Source organism: uncultured Pseudosulfitobacter sp., assembly GCF_963976325.1.
Taxonomy (GTDB): Bacteria; Pseudomonadota; Alphaproteobacteria; order Rhodobacterales; family Rhodobacteraceae; genus Pseudosulfitobacter.
This window is the reverse complement of the sequence record NZ_CAXBJW010000001.1, coordinates 1,395,471-1,416,152: the sequence shown is the minus strand read 5'-3', so window position 1 is coordinate 1,416,152 and position 20,682 is coordinate 1,395,471. Positions and strand designations below refer to the sequence as shown.

The following is a 20,682-nucleotide window of genomic DNA, read 5'->3' as shown; positions in this document are numbered from 1 at the left end:
ATTCTCAGTGACAATTTACGGGGCTACCGGGTCAGTTCTCAGTGACAATCAACAGCCATGACTTTCTGCCTAATGCGATGCCTCTGAGGGCCCGCTCTGCGGCATTGTTCGTCAGGCAGAGACGCCCGTCATCAAGGAATGCAGTAAAGGCGTCCCAGCGACCTTTCCCGTCGAGCATGTAATTGATCGCCTTGGCGACAGGGTTGTGCTTTGACATCCGGGCCCGCTCGGCCCGCATCCAATCGTAAAGGTCGTTGACCAGCGGCGCGACCCGCTGCTGGCGAACTTCATGACGTTCTGCGGCTGACAGGCCGGTGATCTCGCGCTCCACAGCAAAGATCGCATCGATCCGCGTCACAGCGTCCAGCGCGATGGGCGAGATCTCCTCTGCTACCTTTTTGCCCTTGCGGGCGATGCCCTTGATATCGGCCAGCTCAAAGAACTTGCGTCTTGCATGGCTCCAACACAGTGCAGATTGCACCGGCCCCGGACTGCGGTCTGCCAGATACAGATCATTGTAACCGCCATAGACGTCTGACTGCAGCACACCATGCCACCCGGTCAGGTGTCGGGTCGGATGTTCTTTGCGACGATCTGTCGAGAACTTGAAGAAGGTGGCAGGCGGCGCGCCGCCATCCCACGGCCGGTCATCACGCACATAGGTCCATAATCGCGCGGTTTTTGTGCCCCCACGGGCCAGAAGCGGCACGGTCGTGTCATCACCATACAGACGGCCACCGTCCAGCACGTGACGCTCGATCAGCGCATGGATCGGGGCCAGCGCCACACAGGCGTGACCGATCAGATCGGCAAGCGTAGACAGGCTGAGGTCAATGCCTTCTCGTGCAATGCGCTCGGCTTGGCGGTTCAGCGGCTGGTGCTGTCCGTATTTGTCGAAGGCAATCATCGCGATCAGGCTGGGCCCTGCCCATCCACGCGGGATCGCATGGAATGGGGCGGGTGGCTGACTGATCTTCTCGCAGTCCCGGCATGTGAACTTCTCACGGACTGTTTGGATCACCTTCCACTGGCGCGGGATCACTTCCAGCGTCTCGGTAACATCCTCACCCATCTTCACGATGCGGTCCGAGCCACAGCAGGTGCAGCTGGTTGGGGCTTCAACCACCACACGTTCGCGCGGCAGGTGGTCGGGAAAGGGTTTGCGCACGGGCTTGCGCCGCGTGAAGGCGCGCACGGTGCTGGTTTTGTCTTGTGCTGCAACTTGTTCAGCCGCCAACGCATCCTCGGTGGCGGCGGCTTCTAATTCCTCAAGCTGCAATTCCAGCTGATCGATCAGCCGTGCGCGACGCTCAGAAGAGATGCCGTATTTGTCGCGGCGCAGCTTGGCGATCTCCAGCTTCAACTCCTGGATCATCGCTTCTGTGCAGAATGCCAAAGCGCGGGCCTGTGCCAATTCGGCTTCCGCCGCATGTGCGCGGGCTTGTGCAGCCTCAGCCGAGGCGGTCTGCGCAGCAAGCGCGGCGCGCAATTCAGCGATTTGCAAGGCAGCATTTGACATGGCAGATCTCTACCACCAACACGATGAAAGGCCAATAAAAACAGGCGTTTCTCTACAAATTATCCAGCTGATTTAGGCCTCTGTGTCCAGCGCGGATTTCTCCAGTCGATCCCTTCCAGAAGATAGCCGAGCTGGGCGGCTGATATCGCCACCGCCGTCCCATCCTGACTGACAGGCCAGATGAACTTGCCCGCTTCCAAGCGTTTCAGATACAGCGACATACCGACCCCATCATGCCAGAGCAGTTTCACCAGATCACCCTTGCGGCCCCGAAAGCAGAAGATTTCACCCGCATGCGGGTCACGCCCAAGGCCCTGCTGCACCGACAACGCCAACGTATTCATCCCGCGCCGCATATCCGTCACCCCACCTGCAATCCATACCTTCGTGCCCGCCGGAAACGCGATCATGGCCGCACCATCAAGCCATTGAGCAGACGCGCAGCAGCCTCCATGTCAAAGCCGGAGGGGATCGTCACGCGACACCGCGGGCCGAGATCAATGGTCATGACAAGAGCTTGCGGCGCAGGAACATCATCAGGGCCAGAGCCGTCTTCGAGCTGAAGAACGCGCAAAAATTGTGGGCCAGCCCCAAGCAGCCCATTCTTGTGCCTATATCGCCAATCGTAAAGCTGTGATCGCGAAATGTCATGGCGCCGTGCGACCTCCGCCAATGTCACGCCATCGCCACGGCTTTCCTCAACGATCCGGACCTTCTCATCATCCGTCCAACGGCGACGGCGGCCGGTATCAGAGACCGACAAAACTTGAATACGGCGGGTGTCTTCGTGTGCGTCCATAAGGACACTCGATAAACAATCTCGCAGCCCATCAGCCAGACGGCCCTCGGCGGATGTTTACGATAGACCTTATTTCGGGAGAAGAACTCGCGATGCGTCTCCGTTTTGATGGAACCACCAGTTCATTCCGTAAATTTTGTCATGAAACCGGAATTCGGCCGGTGCCAGGACGTAAGGATTGCTATGATCCTGTTGCGGTGCGTCAACGCCTCGATCTGGTTCAGGGACTTGCCAGAGCTGATGTCGGCAATAACAATAGCCTTGTTGAACAAAGTAGGGCTCGCCGACATGTCTAGAAGATCAAACCTTCCTGAAGAGGTGCACCGCACTACTGCTCGTTTAGCGGATGGGCGCCTGAAGTTCTATTTCAGCCTACGTGGAAGAAAAGGAACTGGATTTTGGTCTGGCTTCGAAAGCATGCCTCGGACTGCTGACTTTTTTGCCGCCTATGCCGACGCCATGACGAAAGCGAAGCCAAAGGCGATGGTCATTTCAACGTCGGACGTCGTCGCCGAGTTCTATGCCAGCGTAAACTTCAAAAAGAAAAAGCCTCGTACACAGTCGGATTACCGTCGGTGGCTGAACCGTTTCACTAATGAGTTTGGGCCTGACGCCGTCAAAATGTGGGAAATTCCTTCGTCGAGAAGGGAGGTTGAGAAATGGCGGTCACAATGGATTGAGAGTCCGAAACAGTACGACTACGCGGCTGCAGTCGTTGCGCTATTTCTGAACTGGGCTAAGAAGGAAGCGTTTATCAATAACCATTTCTGTGAAGGTCTGGAGAAGCTGTACAAGGTAGACCGATCAGACATAGTTTGGTCTCCTGACGATATTAGGAAAGTCGAGAAGATAGCCCCTTCTTGGGTTCAGCGGCTACTTGTTGCCGCAACGGAGACAGGCTTACGAGTTGGGGATTTGGTGAAGCTAAGTCGAAACCAGGTCGAGCAAACCCCCATGGGCAGAAGAATTCGGGTGAAGACAAGTAAGCGTGGGATACCTGCTTTCATACCGGTTACGGAGCGCATGGGTCGTCTGATTGATGAGACTTCAGGCACGCAACTTCTTATCCTCACTAATGCGTCAAACCTGCCCTTGACTACGCATCGAGCATCGGAAGGTCTCCGCCAGTGGCGCGACAAAGCCGGTCTCGATCCAGAGACGATCGGGTACGACCTTCGTCTCAACGATGCACGAGGTACGGCAGCGACCCGTCTATTGAGAGAGGGCCTTTCGTTGGCTCAGATCGCAGCATGCATGGGGTGGTCGCTCCGCACTGCAGCAGCAATGATCGAGCGCTACGCGAGAGTGTCTCCAGAGGAAACCGACGAGGTTCTACACATTCTTCACAGAGCCAAAAAGAACGCCTCGTGAACTGTGAATGTAAAATGAAATGTAAAACGGCAAGCCGCGCAGTAAGTTCATCAAGCCAAGTCATTGAAAATAAATGGAGGCGAGTAGGAGAATCGAACTCCTGTACACGGATTTGCAATCCGTTGCGTCACCACTCCGCCAACTCGCCAGCGCCTTGAAAACAAGGGTTTTCGTGGTTTTCGGGGTGATAAGCCGTTTTCAATAAGAGCGCAAGTGCATTCCTGTGGCCAACTTTGCGCATTTCTGGCTTCGACATTCCGAACCGCACGGGCTGACGCCTGAGGCTGTTTGGCGACAACGCGGGCCACTGGCCCAAAGCCGAGAGGGGCGACGATTGTGCGGCGGCTGGTCAGCCCTGTTTGGTGACATCGGTTTGAACGTGTTCAAAGAACACAACTGGCGCCTGTGCGGGTGCACAATCTGCACCAGATGCCACTTGAGTGTGCGTGCGCGCGCATCTGTCGCTTGTATTTCGGGCCATCGGCCCGTTGCCGTGCTGTTCGGAATGTGGCACATCTGACTTCGACAGATTCCGAACAGATGAGTTCAGTTCATGACAAACTTTGAAATGCGACGCACGATGATGGTCGACACACAAGTGCGGCCTTCGGATGTGACCAAGTTCCCGATCATCGAAGCCATGCTTTCCGTCGCCCGCGAGGACTTTGTGCCCGTGGCGCAGCGCGAGGCGGCTTACATGGGGGAAAACATCGAATTGGGGGCAGGGCGCGTTGTGCTTGAGCCGCGTACCTTGGCCAAGATGCTGGACACGCTGGACATCGGCAACGACGACCTGGTTCTGGATGTTGGCACGGGCTATGGCTATTCCTCCGCCGTGATCGCGCATATGGCCGAAGCCGTGGTCGCCGTCGAAGAGGACGAGGATCTGGCCCGCGAAGCCCAAGAGGCGCTGATGACCGCTGGGGCTGACAATGTCGCCTTGCACACCGGCCCCCTGGCCGAGGGTGCCGTACAGCACGGTCCCTACGACGTTGTGATCATCCAGGGTGGCGTGGCCCGTGTGCCGCAAACGCTACTGGATCAGATCAAGGACGGTGGCCGCATCGGCTGCCTGTTCATGGACGGCGCGCTGGGCGAAGTGCGCATCGGTTACAAAATCGACGGACGGATATCGTGGCGCAATGTGTTCAATGCAGGTGCGCCTGTTTTGCCCGGTTTCGAGGCACACAACCAATTTCAACTGTAATCGCATCGCGTTGGCGGTCCAAGGCAGTTGTAACCAGATCAAGACGGTGTGAGATGCATCGCATGTTGAGGACGGAATCGAGATGAAATCACCTGTGAGACGCGTTTCCGGCGGTGTGCTTGGCATCGTGTGTGCCTTTGGTCTTGCCCTTGCCGCGCCCGCGCGCGCCGACACGTTGGCGGATGCGCTGGCGGGTGCTTACACCCATTCCGGGCTGTTGGAACAGAACCGCGCGCTGCTGCGGGCGGCTGATGAAGATGTGGCGTCTGCACAGGCGTTGCTGCGGCCGATTGTGAACTGGTCTGCCAGCATCGACCACACCTTTGGCACGTCGGGTTCGTCCAACACCAATATCTTCGGCATCACATCGTTCAACCGCGTATCGCTGCAAGGCACCTCGACGACCATGGGGATCGTGGCGCAGATGCTGGTCTATGATTTCGGCGCGTCGGCATCGCGCATTGAAGCCGCGAAAGAGGTTGTTCTGGCGACACGCTCTTCACTGTTGTCGATCGAACAACAGGTGCTTTTGCGGGCCGTTTCGGCCTATATGACCGTGCGGCAGTCTTACGAATTCGTGGCGTTGCGGGAAAACAACCAGCGTCTGCTGACGCAGGAATTGCGCGCGGCCAAGGACCGGTTCGAGGTGGGCGAAGTCACCCGCACCGATGTGTCCCTGGCCGAGGCGCAACTGGCCGCAGCCCGCAGCGGTGTTGCCGCCGCCAAACGCGATCTGGCACAAGCCATTGAATTTTATCGCAACGTCGTCGGCCGCGCGCCGGGGCAGCTTGCGCCTCCGCCCAGCCTGCCACGCACCGAAAGCAATGTGGACAAGGCCAAGGCGCTTGCCATGCGCCGTCACCCCGACCTGCAAGCCGCGCAGCATCAGGTGTCTGCGAACGATCTTCTGGTGATTGCCACCGACCGTGACATGTCTCCGACTGTCACTTTGAACGGCAGCCTTTCCGTGACCGAAAACTTTGGCAACGACAACTACCGTCGCAATGGTTCGGTGGGTATCGGAGTTGGCGGACCGATCTATCAGGGCGGACGTTTGTCTTCGGCCAATCGGGCCGCGATGGCCCGCCGTGATGCAGCACGGGGCAACCTGCATGTGGTTCAGAAAAACATTGCCGAAGGGGTGGGCAATGCGATTGCCGATCTTCAGGCACTGATGGCACAATCGCAAGCCAGCGAACAGCAGGTGCGTGCCGCCAGCGTTGCTTTCAAGGGCGTACGCGAAGAGGCGACCTTGGGCGCGCGGACCACGCTGGACGTTCTGGATGCCGAGCAGACCTTGCTGGATTCGCAGGCTTTGCGCATTCAGGCACAGGCGCAGGTCTATGTTGCCGCTTATGCGGTTCTGGCCTCGATGGGTCTGCTGACGGCGCAACAGTTGGGTCTGAATGTCCAGATCTACGACCCCGAAGCCTATTACAATCTGGTCAAGACCGGCCCCGCCAAGGCGACCAAACAGGGCAAGCAGTTGGACCGCGTCCTGAAGGCGCTGGGCAAAGAGTGACGGAAAAAGACTGACAATTTTTCACGCCTGTTGTGAGAATCTTTGGTTCGCGGTACACTTCGGTCCGAGGTGAGAGTGGAAAAACAATATGCCTGATGCAGTGACCAACGCCGAGGTCGAGGACGTTCTGTCGTCTATTCGCCGTTTGGTGTCCGAAGACAGACGTACCCCCGCCGAAGACAAGCCCAAGGCCAGCACCGACCGCCTGGTGTTGACGCCCGCCTTGCGTGTCGCCGAAGCGCCCCGTCGCGAGAGCATCGACACCGACAAGGTCGTGGCAGACCACAGCTATGGCGAAGATCAGCACGCGGACGATACAGCATCCGATGCCGATGCGGTGATCGGTGCGTTGATGGCCGAAACGCATGATGAAGAAGATCACGCAGACGATTCCGACACGCCCGCCGACGCGGCCGTTCATGAGGATGGCGACGACTGGGATGAGGCTGCGCCCGGCCCGGACGCCAGTGACGAAGACGATCACGCAGGTCCGGATGACACCGATGAAGACGGTGCAGCATCTGTTCAGGATGCTGACCTGACCGATGGCCGCTCGCTGGACGAAGTGTTCCGCGCCGTTGACGCGCAAGAGGCCGAGGCATCGGTGCTGCGCGATGTGCCTGAATACCGCGGCCCCGAAGCTTCACGCTCGGCTCAAAGCCTGAGCGCGAAGATCGCCGTTCTGGAAGAAGTGATCGCACGTACCGACGACCAATGGGAACCCGATGGCGCAGGGCGTGACGATTACGCGGGCACCGAACATCCCGCAATGGCGTGGGAAGATGCGACCGATGACGCCGACCCCGAAGATGCAGCCGATGCCGCGCCCGAGGCCACGCTGTTCGGCGGGCAAACCCCGCGTGCTGACACATCGGCGGATATGCTGAATTCGGACGAGGATGTTCTGGACGAGGACGCCCTGCGTGATCTGGTGTCAGACATCGTGCGTCAGGAATTGCAGGGCGCATTGGGTGAACGGATCACCCGCAACGTGCGCAAACTGGTTCGCCGCGAGATCCACCGCGCTTTGGCGGCGCAGGAACTGGAATAAGGCGCAGAGGTTCTAGACCTCTGCCGCCAACCTTAACAGCAGATCTATATCCATGTGTGTTTCAAGATGCTGCGCCAGCGCATCCAATGTGTCGTCGACCATCTTGTCATAGGACAGATCGCTGGGCTGGCCAAGTTGCGCCAGAAAGGCCGCGCGATAGGCATCAGACCCGAAAATACCATGCAGATAGCAGCCCTTGACCCGGCCATTGGCCGATGCGGCCCCTGCGGGGCTGCCATCGACCTGCAACCATGCGCGGGCGGTGTCGGCCCCTGTGGTTTCGCCCATGTGGATTTCATAGCCGGTCAACGCGGTGCCGCTGGCGGTGTCAGTGCCATGACGCAAGGCCAGCGTTTTCAGCGGGGCCAGCGTGGTGTGCACATCCAACAGCCCCAAGCCCGCGACCGTTGCGGACGGCCCTTCGACGCCCGCCGGATCGGCGATGGTCTGCCCCAGCATTTGATAACCGCCGCACAGCCCCATCACATGCCCGCCCCGCCGGACGTGGGCGGCAATGTCGATTTCCCAGCCTTCGGCGCGCAGACAGGCCAAATCGGCGATGGTCGATTTGCTGCCGGGCAACAGAATCACATCGGCGTCAGCGGGCAGGGGTGTACCGCGCTGGATCAGGCGCAGGTCCACGTGCGGCTCGGCGGCCAACGGGTCCAGATCGTCAAAGTTCGAGATACGCGGCAACACCGGCACCGCGACCACCAGCCCCGCGCCGCTGCCTGCGCGGGCGGGCAGGTCCAGAACATCCTCGGCGGGCAGGCGATGGGCGGCGTCGAACCATGGCAAAACACCCAGAGAGGGCCAGCCGGTGCGCGTGGCGATGTCGGTCAGCCCGTCGTCGAACAGGCTGGTGTCGCCACGGAATTTATTGATGGCAAAGCCGCGGATCAGCGCGCGGTCGGTGTCGTCCAGAACCGAATGGCTGCCGACCAGTTGGGCAATCACGCCGCCCCGGTCGATGTCGCCCATCAGGATGACCGGCACGCCTGCGGCCACGGCAAAGCCCATGTTGGCGATGTCGCCTTTGCGCAGGTTCGTCTCGGCGGGGCTGCCTGCGCCCTCGACCACAACCAGATCGGCCTGTGCCGCCAGTCGGCGGAAGCTGTCCAGTACGGGGGCCATCAAGGCGCCACGTTCGCGGCCAAAGGCGCGGGCCTCTTGCGTGCCGATGACTTTGCCCTGCACGATCAGTTGCGCGCCGGTCTCGCTTTGCGGTTTCAACAGGACCGGGTTCATGTCCACATGCGGCGCCACGCCCGCCGCGCGGGCCTGAAGCGCCTGGGCGCGGCCAATCTCGCCGCCTTCGGGGGTGACGGCGGCGTTGTTCGACATGTTCTGTGGTTTGAACGGGCGCACCACCATGCCGCGCCGCACGCAGGCCCGCACAAGGCCCGCGACGACCATCGACTTGCCGACGTTGCTGCCGGTGCCTTGTATCATGATTGCACGTGTCATGGCGCACTGCGTCGCATTCGCACACGCCCAAGGCAAGAGGGCGCGTGATCTTCAACCGGCAAATCTGCTATCGCGGAGGGTGTGGCACGCAGACAACAAAAAACGCGCCCGGCAGAGGGCGCGTTTTTGTCAAATTCAGCAGCAGTTGGTCGGTATGGATCAGGCGGCTTCGGCCTGTTGTGCGGCATTGCGACGTTCGCTTTCTTCGCGCGACAGCGCAACCGAGGTGCGAACACCCTTGCCGACAAATTCCATCAGGCCCGACACCACACGTTCGTTGGGGTCGATCCCTGCACAGCTCAACACTTCGCGCCCGTCGCGCGAACGTGCCCAGCGGGCGATCTGTTCCGGGCCGTTGCCATACTTTTTGTCGTCGGCAATGGCGTCGTCCAGAGCAGCCAACACAACGGCTGCAAAGAGTTTACGTGCACGGTTGCCTTGCTCGTTATTGAAGGCCGTGCCGTCAACGAAGTCTTTCATTCTTCGTCCTTCCTTTATTCTTGCTCTTGTCTTTTCGGCGTGAAGCTTCTTATGGCCTATTCACGTCGATTCGGATACCCCGATATTGCATAGCGTCCATGCGCTAGGCGCATATCTGCCGCAGTGCAGCGCAGTAGATAGCCGTGTTGCGCGGCGCGACACATCAAGATATAGGGTGCTTCACTTCTTCATCAACCTTTTGCCGTGGTTTACCCTCATGCCTAAAATTAACGGAAACGAAATCCGCCCCGGAAACGTGCTTGAACATAACGGCGGCCTGTGGGCGGCTGTGAAGGTCGACCACGTAAAGCCCGGAAAGGGCGGCGCTTTTGCACAAGTCGAAATGCGCAACCTGCGCAACGGCACCAAGCTGAACGAACGCTTCCGGTCTGCGGACAAGGTCGAGCGCGTGCGGCTTGAACAGAAAGATCAGCAGTTTCTTTACGAAGAAAACGGAATGCTGGTCGTGATGGACATCGAAACATACGAGCAGGTCCAGTTGCCCGCCGAACTGCTGGGCGAGCGTCGCCCGTTTCTGCAAGACGGCATGACCATTGTCGTGGAATTCCACGAGGAAGAAGCGTTGAACGCCACGCTGCCGCAGAAAGTCACCTGCAAGATCGTCGACACCGAGCCGGTGGTCAAAGGTCAGACGGCCGCCAACAGCTTCAAGCCGGCCATTCTGGACAACGGCGTCAAGGTCATGGTGCCGCCGTTTGTGGGCAACGACGAAGACATCATCGTGAACACCGAAACCATGGAATACGCCGAGCGCGCGTGATGCTTCGGGTTTCAGGTTTGTTTTGAAACACCCGCCCATTGTGGCGGGTGTTTTCTATTTTGGGGCTCTGCCCCAAACCCCGGGATATTTCAGGCCAAAAGAAGCAGGGTCAGTCCAACCTGCGGACGGTGGCGTCGCCTGCTTGCATATCACCGCCTGCGCGGTCAAAGCGCAGATAGGCCAGCGCGCGGTCGCCTGCGCGGCTGTGCAGGGTGCCTGCGGGTTTGCCGTTGGCGGTGATCTCGGCGCCCGGCGTGGCGGGGCCGTCCACGTGGACCTGTGCCAGCCCTTTGCGCAGTTCGGTTTTGTGTTTCATCCGCGCGGTGACTTCCTGGCCGACATAGCAGCCCTTGCGGAAGTCGACGCCGTTCAGACGCTCGAACCCGACTTCGAGGATGAACGTGTCGGGGTGCAACTCGCGGCCCGCGTTGGGGACAAGGTTTTCGACGTGCAGGGCGGTCCAGTCGATGCTGTCGTCTTCCTGCGGGGTGTCGCGGTAGGCGCGCCAGCCAAGCGCCGCGTGGCGCGGGTCGGGCAGGGCGTCATCGGGGGCGGCACCCACGCCACGGTGCAGGTGCAGACCGGTTTCCGCAATCGCCACATCCGCGCGCAGTTTGTACATCGACAGGCGCTGCATCAGGGCGGGGCCTTGCGTGGAGTCGGCGTCCAGCAGCACATCATCGCCGCAGGCCTTCAGAAAGAAATCAGCGATATATTTGCCTTGGGGGGTCAGCAGGGCGGCATAGACCAGGCCCTGATCCAGTTTGCGGATGTCATTGGTCACCAGGCCCTGCAAGAATTCGCGGGTGTCGGCGCCGCTTAGGCGCAGGATTGTGCGGTCGGTCATGGGTGGCTCCCTTTGGGTGTCTTGTGACATATAACAGTCGCAACCGCAGGAAAAAGGGGGCAGGCCCATGCGCGCACCGATATCTGTCGTGATCCCGACGCTGAACGCAGCGCCGCAACTGGCGGCTTGCCTTGCGGCGTTGGTCGAAGGGTTGGAGGCCGGGCTGATCCGCGAGCTGATCGTGTCGGATGGCGGATCATCCGACGACACCACGACGTTGGCCGATGCATGGGGGGCGCAGGTGGTTGTTGGCCCTGCATCGCGCGGCGGGCAGTTGCAGCGCGGGGTGGCCGCGGCGCAGGGGCGGTGGTTGCTGGTGTTGCACGCGGACACGGTGTTGCGAGAGGGCTGGAGTGCCGTAGCGAGCGAACATCTGCAAAGCAGTGACAAGGCGGGGTGGTTTCGCCTGCGTTTTGACCGGGGCGGGCGGTTGGTGGCGGGCTGGGCCAATCTGCGCAGCCGCCTGGGGCTGCCTTATGGCGATCAGGGGCTGTTGCTGCCACGCGACCTGTATGATGCCGTTGGTGGTTACGCCGATCAGCCGCTGATGGAGGACGTGGCGATGGCGCGCAGCCTGCGGGGCAGGTTGGTGCGACTGGATGCGGTGGCCGTCACCAGTGCCGCGAAATATCGCCAGCAGGGGTGGATACGGCGCGGGGCGCGCAATCTGTGGACGCTTGTGCGCTATGGCTGCGGTGTGTCTCCTGCGCGGCTGGCGCAGGAGTATCGTCGTTAGCCGAACAGACGTTCGCGCATCCGTGCCAGCAGGCCGGGGCGCGGGTCCGCAGGGCCGTCAAACCGGGGCGCGGGGCGGCGTGCGCCTGCGACGTCGACCACGGATTTCCCATCCTGGAATTGCAACCGGTACAGATCGGCATAGATGCCACCGCGCCCCAGCAATTCGTCATGGGTGCCCTGGTCGATGACCTTGCCACGGTCCATCACCACGATCTTGTCCGCCCCGCGAATGGTGGACAGACGGTGCGCGATCACGATGGTGGTGCGGCCTGCGGCCAGACGGTCCAGAGCTTCCTGCACCACATGTTCGGACTGTGCATCCAGGGCCGATGTCGCTTCGTCCAGCAGCAGGATCGGTGTGTCACGCAGCAGGGCGCGGGCGATCACGACGCGCTGGCGCTGGCCGCCTGACAGGGCCGATCCGCGCGGGCCGACATGGGTGTCCAGACCCTTGGGCAGTTTGGTCAGGAAATCCGACACATGGGCCGCGTCCAGCACTTCCTTGAGCCGCGCGTCCGTCACGTCGGTACGCCCCAGCAGGATATTTTCGCGCAGGGTTTCGTCGAACAGCAGCGCCTCTTGCGTCACGACCGAAAACAGGCTGCGCAGCTCGTGCAGCTTCATCTCGGCGGCCGGGACGCCGCCGATTTTCACCACGCCTTTTTGCGGATCAACCAGGCGGGTCAGCAGATTGAAAATGGTGGATTTGCCAGCACCCGAGGCCCCGACCAGCGCCGTCGTCTTACCCGGTGCAGCCAGCAGGCTAAGGTCATGCAGAACGGTGGTGTCGCCGTAGGCCAGCGTGACGTTTTCCAGCGCGATCTCGGGCGTGCCGGTGGGCACGGGTTTGGGCGCTTTGGCCGATTTCAGGTTCACCGGAGCGTCCAGCAGTTCCTTGATCCGCTCAATCGCGGCGGCGGCGACCTGCCACAGACCGCTCATCGCGCCCAGGCGGCGCAGCGGGTCAAAGGCAAAGCCCATGGCGGTGAAAAAGGTCATGAACTGGCCGATGGTCTTGTCACCGGCGATGATTTCGGCGCCGCCATACAGGATAACGGCCATGAAACCCGCGCCCGACATGATGTCGATCATCGCAGGGATCGCAGCCCCGCCAAAGGCGGTGCGCACTTCGGTGCGCACGAAACGGTCGGTCAGGCCACGGTACTGGGTCGATTGGTAATCCTCGAGCGCGTTCAGCTTGATCTGAACGATACCGTGAAACACCTCGTCCAGGCGGGTGGACAGGTTCGCGCCCAGATCACGCGCGTTGCGGGCGTGGCGGCGGACATAGCGTTGCGCCATCGCGGCAGGCAGCACCAGCAGGGGCGTGCCCACGCAGGCCAGCAGGGCCCAGATGGGATCGACGCTGATGGCCACACCGATCAGCACGATCAACCCGATAAAATCGCGTCCCGCGCCGGTGACAATCGCCCGCCAGACATCGCCCACGGCGTTCACGTCCTGTTGCACCCGCTGGATCAGAAAGCCGGGCGGGTGGGATTGGTGGAAAGCCCCGTCCAGCTTCATCATGTGGTCCAGCAGGTCGATCCGCAGGGCGGCGGCGGTTTTCTGGGCGATCCGCGTCAGCAGCACCTTTTGCACCACTGACGACACGGCGCGCACCACAAAGATGCCCACCAGCAGCACGCCGACCCAGATCAGCATGTCGCCGTTGCCTTGGACGAACACAGTGTCGAACATCGGCTGCATCATCCACGACAGCGCGCCCAGCATCGACCCTTCGAGGATCATGAACAGCACGGCCACAGCCAGCGTCGGTATGTGTTTCTTCAGATAGGTCCGCCACAGCCAGGCCATCAGGTGGCCCGAGGCATAGTTGACGGGGGCTGTCGCGGGCGCAGCAAGCGGAATTGCCGGGGCCGGGGTTTTTTCGGGGGGTGTTGTCACGATGTTTGTATCACACGCGGCACTGGGCTGCGGTCCTCGTGGTTTTAATTGACCTTTGGTGTACTTGTCGATCAAGCCCCGTGCAAGCATCCAAGCGGACCAAGGGCAATTGACGCCGCGCCGTGCTGGCGTAGTGTGCCCGCGAACAATCCTCAGGAGCCACTCATGCCTCAGCACCCGCTTGCCGCCTTTGGCCGCGATTACCTTGCCATTCCTGGCCCGTCCGTGATGCCCGACAGGGTGCTGCGGGCCATGCACCGTTCGGCGCCGAATATCTATCACGGCGCGCTGATCGAGATGGTCGAGGGGATCGTGCCGGATCTCAAGCGGGTGGCGCGGACCAAGCAGCATGTGGCGATGTATATCGGCAACGGCCATGCCACGTGGGAGGCTTGTCTGAGCAACACCGTCATGGCTGGCGAAAAGGTTCTGGTGCCGGCAACCGGCCGCTTTGGTCTGGGCTGGGCGGATGTGGCCGTGGGGTTGGGCATCGACGCGGAAGTGATGGACTTCGGCAAGTCATCGGCGATTGATCCGGTGCGCGTGGCCGAACGTCTGGCGGCGGACAAGGCGCACCAGATCAAGGCCGTGCTGGCGGTGCATGTGGACACTTCGACCTCGTTCAAGAACGACATTGCCGCCTTGCGTGCAGTGCTGGACGATCTGGATCATCCCGCCTTGCTGATGGCGGATTGCATGGCCTCGCTGGGCTGTGACCCATTCGAGATGGACGAATGGGGCGTCGATGTGGTGATTGCCGGATCGCAAAAGGGGATGATGGTGCCGCCGGGCATGTGTTTCGTGTTCTTCAGCGACAAGGCCGCCGAAGCGCGGGCGCGGATGGACCGTGTCAGCCGCTATTGGGACTGGACGCCACGCGCACATCCGACGGCGTTTTTTGAATATTGGAACGGCACGGCCCCCACGCACCACCTGTACGGGTTGCGGGCCGCGCTGGACATGATCCACGACGAAGGCATCGAGAACGTCTGGCGACGCCATCACCTGCTGGCCCGCGCCGTCTGGGCTGCGGTCGAGGCGTGGGGGGCGGATGGCCCGATGAAAATGAACGTCCCCGATCCGGCGCAGCGCGGCCATTCGGTCACCGCCATTGGCCTTGGTGCGCCCAATGCCACCAAGCTGCGCAACTGGACCGAGGAAAATCTGGGTCTGACGCTGGGCATTGGCCTGGGGATGGCTGAAACCAGCGATCCGGCTTGGCATGGCTATTTCCGGCTTGGGCACATGGGGCACGTCAGCGGGCATATGGTTATGGGGATGCTGGGCGGTATCGATTCAGGGCTGAAGGCGCTGGATCTGCCCCATGGCAATGGCGCGCTTGAAGCCGCGTCTAAGGTGATCGCGGCGGGGTGATCGGCTGGCGGGCCCGCGTTTTGCGGGCCTCGAGCCATGTCATCCAGCGGTTCAGGGACCAGCCCAGAGCCGCGACCGCCAGCAGGCCCCACAACGCCCACAGCAGCAGAAACACCCAAGACAGATTGACGCCGAACATCACGATGCAGGCGTTGGTAAAGTTAGGTGCGGACTGCGTCGGGTGGTTGTTCATGGCAGGCATATCCGGTGGGTATGCCTGTTATCATAGTGCAGAAACGAGCGGCGCGTAGCTTTTTCCGTTAGCCGACGTCAGCCCTGTGTTGCAGCGTCCGCCAGCGCGTCGGGCAATGCCGCCGCAAAGGCATCCAGGTTTTCCGGTGTCCCGCAGCTTACCCGAATGCACCGGTTTTGCGGTGCCGCAAATGGCATCCGCACGAAAATGCCCCGCGCGATCAGCCCGTCCAGCACCGCCTTGGCAAAGGCACCGTCGCGCCCGCAATCAATCGCCACGAAATTCGCAGCCGACGGCAGCGGGGCCAGCCCGTTGTCGATGGCAATCTGGGCGATCCGGCGGCGCGCGCCGTCGATCTGGTCCAGCACATGCGCCAGATGCGCGTCGTCCTCTAACGCGGCCAGCGCACCCGCTTGTGCCGCGCGGTTCATGCCAAAGTGGTTGCGCACCTTGTTGAACGCGGTGATCAGGTCAGGATGCCCCAGCGCATAGCCCACACGCGCACCCGCCAGCCCGTAAGCCTTTGAAAACGTGCGCATCCGCACCAGCCGCGGATCGTCAAGGGGCAGATCGGGCGCGGTGCCCGGCGGGGCGCAATCGATATACGCCTCGTCCAGCACCAGCAGGCAGCCCTTGGGCAGCGCATCCAGAGCGCGCACAATCGTGTCGCCCTCGTGCCAGGTGCCCATCGGATTGTCGGGGTTGGCCAGATAGACCAGCTTGGCGTCCACTTCGGCGGCCTTGGCGAACAGGGCCATCGGGTCTTCGTGATCGCCAGTATAGGGCACCTTGTGTAGAACGCCGCCGAAGCCTGCGACGTGGTAATTGAATGTCGGATAGGCCCCGTCCGAGGTGACCACCGCGTCGCCTTCACCAACGCAAAGGCGCACCAGATAGCCCAGCAGCCCGTCGATGCCTTCGCCCACCATGATGTGCGCGGGATCGGTGCGCAGATGGGCGGCCAGCGCCGCAATCAGGTCGTGCGATTCGGGGTCGCCGTACATCCACGCATCGACCTCGGCCATGGCGGCGCGGGCGTTGGGGGACGCGCCAAACACGTTTTCATTGGCCCCCAGCCGCGCGTCAAAGGCGGCGCCACGGGCGCGCTCTTGGGTTTCGGGGCCGACAAAGGGGACCGAAGCGGGCAGGGATTGGGCGAGCGGGGTCAGGCGTGCATGTGTCATGGGCGCAGGAATACTGTGGGACTGCGACCTTGGAAAGAGGGCATGGCGCGCAAGCGTGCCCTGACGTCGGACTGGAAATCGTGGCAACTTTGCGCTGAGGTGCGGTGAAAGAGGAGTTTTGCCCATGTCCCGCGTGTCCGTCACCTATGAAAACCATATCGCCCATGTGCGCCTGACCCGCGCCGACAAGATGAATGCAGTGGATCAGGATATGATCGACGGGATCATCGCCGCAGGGCAAGAGGTTGCGGCCTCGGAGGCCCGCGCGGTGGTGCTGTCGGGCGAGGGACGGGCCTTTTGTGCGGGCATCGACATCGGCGGGTTGGGCAAGTCGATGGGCGATGATCCCGCCGCGGCCCTGGTGCCGCGCAGCCACGGGGACGGCACCACGAACCAATGGCAAGAGGTTGCGATGATCTGGACCCGCGTGCCGGTGCCGGTGATCGCGGCGCTGCACGGTCCGGTCTTTGGCGCGGGCTGCCAGCTGGCGTTGGGCGCGGACATCCGCATTGCGGGGCCGGATGTGCAAATGGCGGTGATGGAGATGAAATGGGGCATCGTGCCGGACATGGGGGGCATGGTGCTGCTGCCCCGTCTGGTGCGCGAGGATGTGGCGCGGCGGCTGACTTATTCCGCGACGCCGGTGGGCGCGCAGCAGGCGCTGGACTGGGGGCTGGTCACCGAACTGGCCGACGATCCGTTGGCGGCGGCGCTGTCACTGGCAGGCGAGATTGCGGGCAAGAGCCCGTCGGCCATCCGCGCGGCCAAGGCGTTGATCACGCAGAGTTATGGTGGTTATTCTGATGCGATCCTGATGGCAGAAAGCGTCGAGCAGGCCAAGCTGATCGGCCAGCCTGACCAGTTGGAAGTGGTCGCAGCCGCCATGCAAAAGCGCGCGGCTGTGTTCAAGTAGGGCTAATACAGGCTGCCGGATCGGGGGCGCTGCCCCCGGCGCTGCGCGCCTCCCCCGGGATTTATTGAACCAGAGAAGGGGCAGGCCGGGGGGGCAGATCAGTCCAGTTCGGCCAGACGCGCCAGCGCGTCTTTCAGCTTCGCCTCTTCGGCCTCGCGCAGAGCAAGGTTGGCGCGGGTTTCGGTGATGACCTCTTCGGGGGCGCTGTCGGCGAATTTGGGGTTGTTCAGACGGCCACGCAGGCCCCCCAATTCTTTCGCCAGCTTGCCTAGCGTTTTGTCCAGACGCGCCTTTTCTGCGGCCACATCAATGACATCGGCCAGCGGCAAGCCAAAGCTGCCGCCCGAGACCGCCAGCGCCACCGTGCCTTTGGGCATATCGGCCACTTCGCTCAGCGCCTCGACGCGGGCAAAGCGGGTGATCAGCGCCTCGTTCTCGGTCCAGACACGGCGAGTGGTGTCATCCATGTCCTTGACCACCAGCGGCACAAAGGCCCCGGCAGGCACGTTCATCTGCGCGCGGGCCGAGCGGATCGCCTCGATGATGGCCACGGTCCATGTCAGGTCGGCGTCGGCCTTGGCATCGACCAGATCGGCGGCGGTGTAGGTCGGCCAGTCGGTGTGTACCAGCATCTTGGGGCGTTCCTTGGCGCGCCACAGCTCTTCGGTGACGAAGGGCATGATCGGGTGCAGCAGGATCAGGATCTGGTCCAGCGCCCAGGCATAAGTCGCCTTGGTTTCAGCGGCGGCGGCCGCGTCTTCGCCGTCCAGCACGGGTTTGGTGAACTCCAGATACTGCGAGCAGAACGTGCCCCAGACAAAGCTGTACAGCGTGTTGGCCGCGTCATTGAACCGGTAGGTGTCCAATGCGGCGTTCACGGTTTCCAGCGTTTTGGCAATCTCGCCCTTGATCCATGTGTTCAGGGGCAGGGTGGTTTGCGGCACTTCGTCAGAGTGGGGCAGATCGAAGGTGCCCTTGAATTCGCCATAGGTGGCGGCATTCCACAGCTTGGTGACAAAGTTGCGATAGCCTTCGATCCGCTTGGTATCGAGCTTGAGCGCGCCGCCCAGGCTGGCCATGGACGCATTGGTAAAGCGCAGGGCGTCGGCACCGAATTCGTCGATCAGGTCCAGCGGGTCGATCACGTTGCCGGTGGATTTCGACATTTTCTTGCCCTTGGCGTCGCGCACAAGGCCATGCAGGTAGACGGTCGAGAAGGGTTTTTCGCCCACGACCGCAAGCTGCATCATCATCATGCGCGCCACCCAGAAGAACAGGATGTCCTGACCGGTGATCAGGTCCGATGTGGGGAAATAGCGTTGCAGTTCAGGGGTTTGTTCCGGCCAGCCCAGCGTGCCGATGGGCCACAGGCCGGACGAAAACCACGTGTCCAGCACGTCGGGGTCACGCCAGACCGGGTAGATCAGCGTGGTGGGGTCCTGTGTTGTCGCATATTCGGCCAGTGCTGCGGTGAACTGGTGCAGGGCGGTGTCGCGGTCGGCCACTTCGACGATGCGGGCATGGCCCAGCGGCGTCGGCAGTTCGGCCAGCGTGGCGGTGAAATCCGCATGAACCGCGTCGAAATCCGCACCGCACATATGCCGGTCGGCCCGGTCGCGGAGCGATTGCGCAGACAGCAAGCGGCCCACTTCGACCATGTCCAGCGCGCCGTCGCCTTCGTCGTCCGAGAAGCCAAAGGCGTGCAGGTCAAAGCCGTACCAGACCGGGATCTGATGCCCCCACCAAAGCTGGCGCGAGATGCACCAGGGTTCGATGTTTTCCAACCAGTTGTAATAAACCTTCTCGCCGCTCTCGGGGATGATTTTCACATCGCCATTGCGCACCGCATCCAGCGCGGGGCCGACGATCTTGTCGGTGTCCACGAACCACTGATCGGTCAGCAGCGGCTCGATCACCACTTTGGACCGGTCGCCATAGGGCTGCATGATCGGCTTTTGCTCGACATACGGCACCGCCTCGACGCTTTCGTTGCCTTCGGCGTCGGTCACGGGAACCATATGCATCACGGCCAGCCCCTCGCGGGTGATGTCGTCGACGACCCGGGCGCGGGCGTCGAACCGGTCCAGACCGCGGTAGTCGTCCGGCACCAGGTTCATCGCGGCGATCATCACCTCGTCGAAGTCCTGTTCGCCATTGGCGATCGCCTGCGCAATCGCGGCCTCTTCGGCGTAGGGGCGGCCATCGGCGCGCATGGCGCCACGCGGGTCCATCAGGTTGTACATCGGGATGCCGCCCCGTTTGGCGACCTGATAGTCGTTAAAGTCGTGCGCGCCGGTGATCTTGACCGCACCCGAGCCGAAATCCTTGTCGGGGTATTCGTCGGTGATGATCGGGATCAGGCGGCGATGCTCTTTCGGTCCCACCGGAATTTCGCAAAGCTGCCCGACGATTGGCGCGTAACGTTCATCTGACGGGTGAACCGCAACGGCACCATCGCCCAGCATGGTTTCGGGGCGCGTGGTGGCGATCGAGATGTAATCGCGCTCTTCCTCCAGCGTGACGTTCCCGTCTTCGTCTTTTTCGATGTAGGTATAGGTGGCCCCACCCGCCAGCGGATATTTGAAATGCCACATCTGGCCGGGCGTTTCGATGTTCTCGACCTCAAGGTCGGAAATCGCGGTTTCAAAATGCGGGTCCCAGTTGACCAGACGTTTGCCGCGATAGATCAGACCCTTGTTGAACATATCAACAAACACCTTGATCACCGCATCGTGGAAATTGCCCTCCTGACCCTCGGGCGCGCCGGGGGCACCGGACATGGTGAACGCCTCGCGCGACCAGTCGCAGGAGGCGCCCAGACGGCGCAACTGGCCCGCGATGGTGTTGCCGGATTCAGATTTCCATTCCCAGACCTTCTCCAGAAACGCCTCGCGGCCCATTTCGACGCGGCTGGGCTGTTGCGCTTCGGCCAGGCGGCGTTCCACCACCATCTGCGTGGCAATGCCCGCGTGGTCGGTGCCGGGCTGCCAAAGCGTGTCGAACCCGCGCATCCGGTGCCAGCGCACCAGAATATCCTGAAGCGTGTTGTTAAAGGCATGTCCCATGTGCAGCACGCCGGTGACGTTGGGCGGCGGGATCATGATGGAATAGGACGAGGCGCCCGGCTTGGCGTTGGCACCTGCCACGAAACATCCGGCCTTTTCCCAAGCGGAATACAGCCGTGCTTCGGCCTCGGCGGCGTTAAATGATTTTTCCAAGGGCATGAGCTGTCTCCGGCAGGGAATGAATGACCTGTCGGGCTTAGCAAAGCCGCAAACAAAGGAAAAGCACTCATAGCCGCGCGCGCCGCCTGAGCCTCTTCTCCGGT

General features: G+C 61.7%; 17 protein-coding genes, 1 tRNA gene and 1 pseudogene. 8 read left to right on the top strand and 11 right to left on the bottom strand.

Annotation, left to right across the window (positions count from 1 at the left end):
* Positions 1 to 52: 52 nt before the first annotated feature.
* The 3 genes and pseudogenes from AAC077_RS07015 to AAC077_RS07005 all read right to left on the bottom strand — a co-directional run.
* A pseudogene (locus tag AAC077_RS07015) lies at positions 53 to 1,519 on the bottom strand (IS66 family transposase); the annotation flags it as partial.
* A gap of 59 nt (positions 1,520 to 1,578) precedes the next feature.
* Entirely contained in the window at positions 1,579 to 1,929 is a 351-nt protein-coding gene (gene tnpB, locus AAC077_RS07010; RefSeq protein ID WP_050519304.1) for an IS66 family insertion sequence element accessory protein TnpB, read from the bottom strand.
* Positions 1,926 to 2,318, bottom strand: a complete 393-nt coding sequence (locus AAC077_RS07005) for a transposase (protein WP_099824743.1) — start codon at positions 2,316 to 2,318, stop codon at positions 1,926 to 1,928. Before AAC077_RS07005 ends, tnpB begins: the two co-directional genes overlap by 4 nt.
* A gap of 141 nt (positions 2,319 to 2,459) precedes the next feature.
* Here AAC077_RS07005 and AAC077_RS07000 point away from each other — a divergent pair, with 141 nt between their 5' ends.
* The gene (locus AAC077_RS07000; RefSeq protein WP_339767882.1) at positions 2,460 to 3,689 is read left to right on the top strand and encodes a tyrosine-type recombinase/integrase; all 1,230 of its coding nucleotides are present in this window, start codon (positions 2,460 to 2,462) and stop codon (positions 3,687 to 3,689) included.
* A 74-nt stretch (positions 3,690 to 3,763) separates the two neighbouring features.
* Here AAC077_RS07000 and AAC077_RS06995 read toward each other — a convergent pair.
* Positions 3,764 to 3,837 (bottom strand) — tRNA-Cys (locus tag AAC077_RS06995).
* Positions 3,838 to 4,242: 405 nt separating this feature from the next.
* On the opposite strand from AAC077_RS06995, the gene AAC077_RS06990 reads away from it, so the two are divergent.
* The 3 genes from AAC077_RS06990 to AAC077_RS06980 all read left to right on the top strand — a co-directional run bounded on the left by AAC077_RS06990 (position 4,243) and on the right by AAC077_RS06980 (position 7,469).
* Positions 4,243 to 4,896, top strand: coding sequence for a protein-L-isoaspartate O-methyltransferase (locus tag AAC077_RS06990; protein WP_339767881.1), 654 nt, complete (start codon positions 4,243 to 4,245; stop codon positions 4,894 to 4,896).
* Between the two features lie 94 nt (positions 4,897 to 4,990).
* On the top strand, positions 4,991 to 6,418 hold the full coding sequence (locus AAC077_RS06985; RefSeq protein WP_339767879.1) for a TolC family outer membrane protein: 1,428 nt from the start codon (positions 4,991 to 4,993) through the stop codon (positions 6,416 to 6,418).
* 88 nt (positions 6,419 to 6,506) lie between these two features.
* Positions 6,507 to 7,469, top strand: coding sequence for a hypothetical protein (locus tag AAC077_RS06980; RefSeq protein WP_339767877.1), 963 nt, complete (start codon positions 6,507 to 6,509; stop codon positions 7,467 to 7,469).
* A 12-nt stretch (positions 7,470 to 7,481) separates the two neighbouring features.
* On the opposite strand, the gene AAC077_RS06975 is transcribed toward AAC077_RS06980, so the two are convergent.
* On the bottom strand, positions 7,482 to 8,936 hold the full coding sequence (locus tag AAC077_RS06975; protein ID WP_339767875.1) for a cobyric acid synthase: 1,455 nt from the start codon (positions 8,934 to 8,936) through the stop codon (positions 7,482 to 7,484).
* A 159-nt stretch (positions 8,937 to 9,095) separates the two neighbouring features.
* Positions 9,096 to 9,416, bottom strand: a complete 321-nt coding sequence (locus AAC077_RS06970; protein WP_089420757.1) for a DUF6280 family protein — start codon at positions 9,414 to 9,416, stop codon at positions 9,096 to 9,098.
* 217 nt (positions 9,417 to 9,633) lie between these two features.
* On the opposite strand from AAC077_RS06970, the gene efp reads away from it, so the two are divergent.
* On the top strand, positions 9,634 to 10,197 hold the full coding sequence (gene efp / locus AAC077_RS06965; RefSeq protein WP_028955815.1) for an elongation factor P: 564 nt from the start codon (positions 9,634 to 9,636) through the stop codon (positions 10,195 to 10,197).
* Positions 10,198 to 10,306: 109 nt separating this feature from the next.
* On the opposite strand, the gene AAC077_RS06960 is transcribed toward efp, so the two are convergent.
* Positions 10,307 to 11,044: a folate-binding protein gene (locus AAC077_RS06960; protein WP_339767869.1), complete on the bottom strand. Its 738-nt coding sequence runs from the start codon at positions 11,042 to 11,044 to the stop codon at positions 10,307 to 10,309.
* Between the two features lie 67 nt (positions 11,045 to 11,111).
* On the opposite strand from AAC077_RS06960, the gene AAC077_RS06955 reads away from it, so the two are divergent.
* On the top strand, positions 11,112 to 11,780 hold the full coding sequence (locus tag AAC077_RS06955; RefSeq protein ID WP_339767867.1) for a TIGR04283 family arsenosugar biosynthesis glycosyltransferase: 669 nt from the start codon (positions 11,112 to 11,114) through the stop codon (positions 11,778 to 11,780).
* Here the strand turns inward: AAC077_RS06955 and AAC077_RS06950 are convergent.
* Complete coding sequence (locus tag AAC077_RS06950; RefSeq protein WP_339767983.1) at positions 11,777 to 13,600, bottom strand: ABC transporter ATP-binding protein; 1,824 nt, start codon at positions 13,598 to 13,600, stop codon at positions 11,777 to 11,779. The two genes, AAC077_RS06955 and AAC077_RS06950, sit on opposite strands and share 4 nt — an antisense overlap.
* Positions 13,601 to 13,855: 255 nt before the next feature.
* Between AAC077_RS06950 and AAC077_RS06945 the strand changes: the two genes are divergently transcribed.
* Positions 13,856 to 15,064, top strand: coding sequence for an aminotransferase class V-fold PLP-dependent enzyme (locus tag AAC077_RS06945; protein WP_339767865.1), 1,209 nt, complete (start codon positions 13,856 to 13,858; stop codon positions 15,062 to 15,064).
* Here AAC077_RS06945 and AAC077_RS06940 read toward each other — a convergent pair.
* Both AAC077_RS06940 and AAC077_RS06935 read right to left on the bottom strand, forming a co-directional pair.
* Positions 15,042 to 15,257, bottom strand: coding sequence for a hypothetical protein (locus AAC077_RS06940; RefSeq protein ID WP_339767863.1), 216 nt, complete (start codon positions 15,255 to 15,257; stop codon positions 15,042 to 15,044). The genes AAC077_RS06945 and AAC077_RS06940 overlap by 23 nt on opposite strands.
* A 77-nt stretch (positions 15,258 to 15,334) precedes the next feature.
* The gene (locus AAC077_RS06935) at positions 15,335 to 16,441 is read right to left on the bottom strand and encodes a pyridoxal phosphate-dependent aminotransferase (RefSeq protein ID WP_339767861.1); all 1,107 of its coding nucleotides are present in this window, start codon (positions 16,439 to 16,441) and stop codon (positions 15,335 to 15,337) included.
* Positions 16,442 to 16,565: 124 nt separating this feature from the next.
* Here AAC077_RS06935 and AAC077_RS06930 point away from each other — a divergent pair, with 124 nt between their 5' ends.
* A complete protein-coding gene (locus AAC077_RS06930; protein WP_339767859.1) occupies positions 16,566 to 17,354 on the top strand; it encodes a crotonase/enoyl-CoA hydratase family protein in 789 nt (262 codons plus the stop codon).
* A 98-nt stretch (positions 17,355 to 17,452) separates the two neighbouring features.
* On the opposite strand, the gene AAC077_RS06925 is transcribed toward AAC077_RS06930, so the two are convergent.
* On the bottom strand, positions 17,453 to 20,578 hold the full coding sequence (locus AAC077_RS06925) for a valine--tRNA ligase (RefSeq protein ID WP_339767857.1): 3,126 nt from the start codon (positions 20,576 to 20,578) through the stop codon (positions 17,453 to 17,455).
* Positions 20,579 to 20,682: the final 104 nt, after the last annotated feature.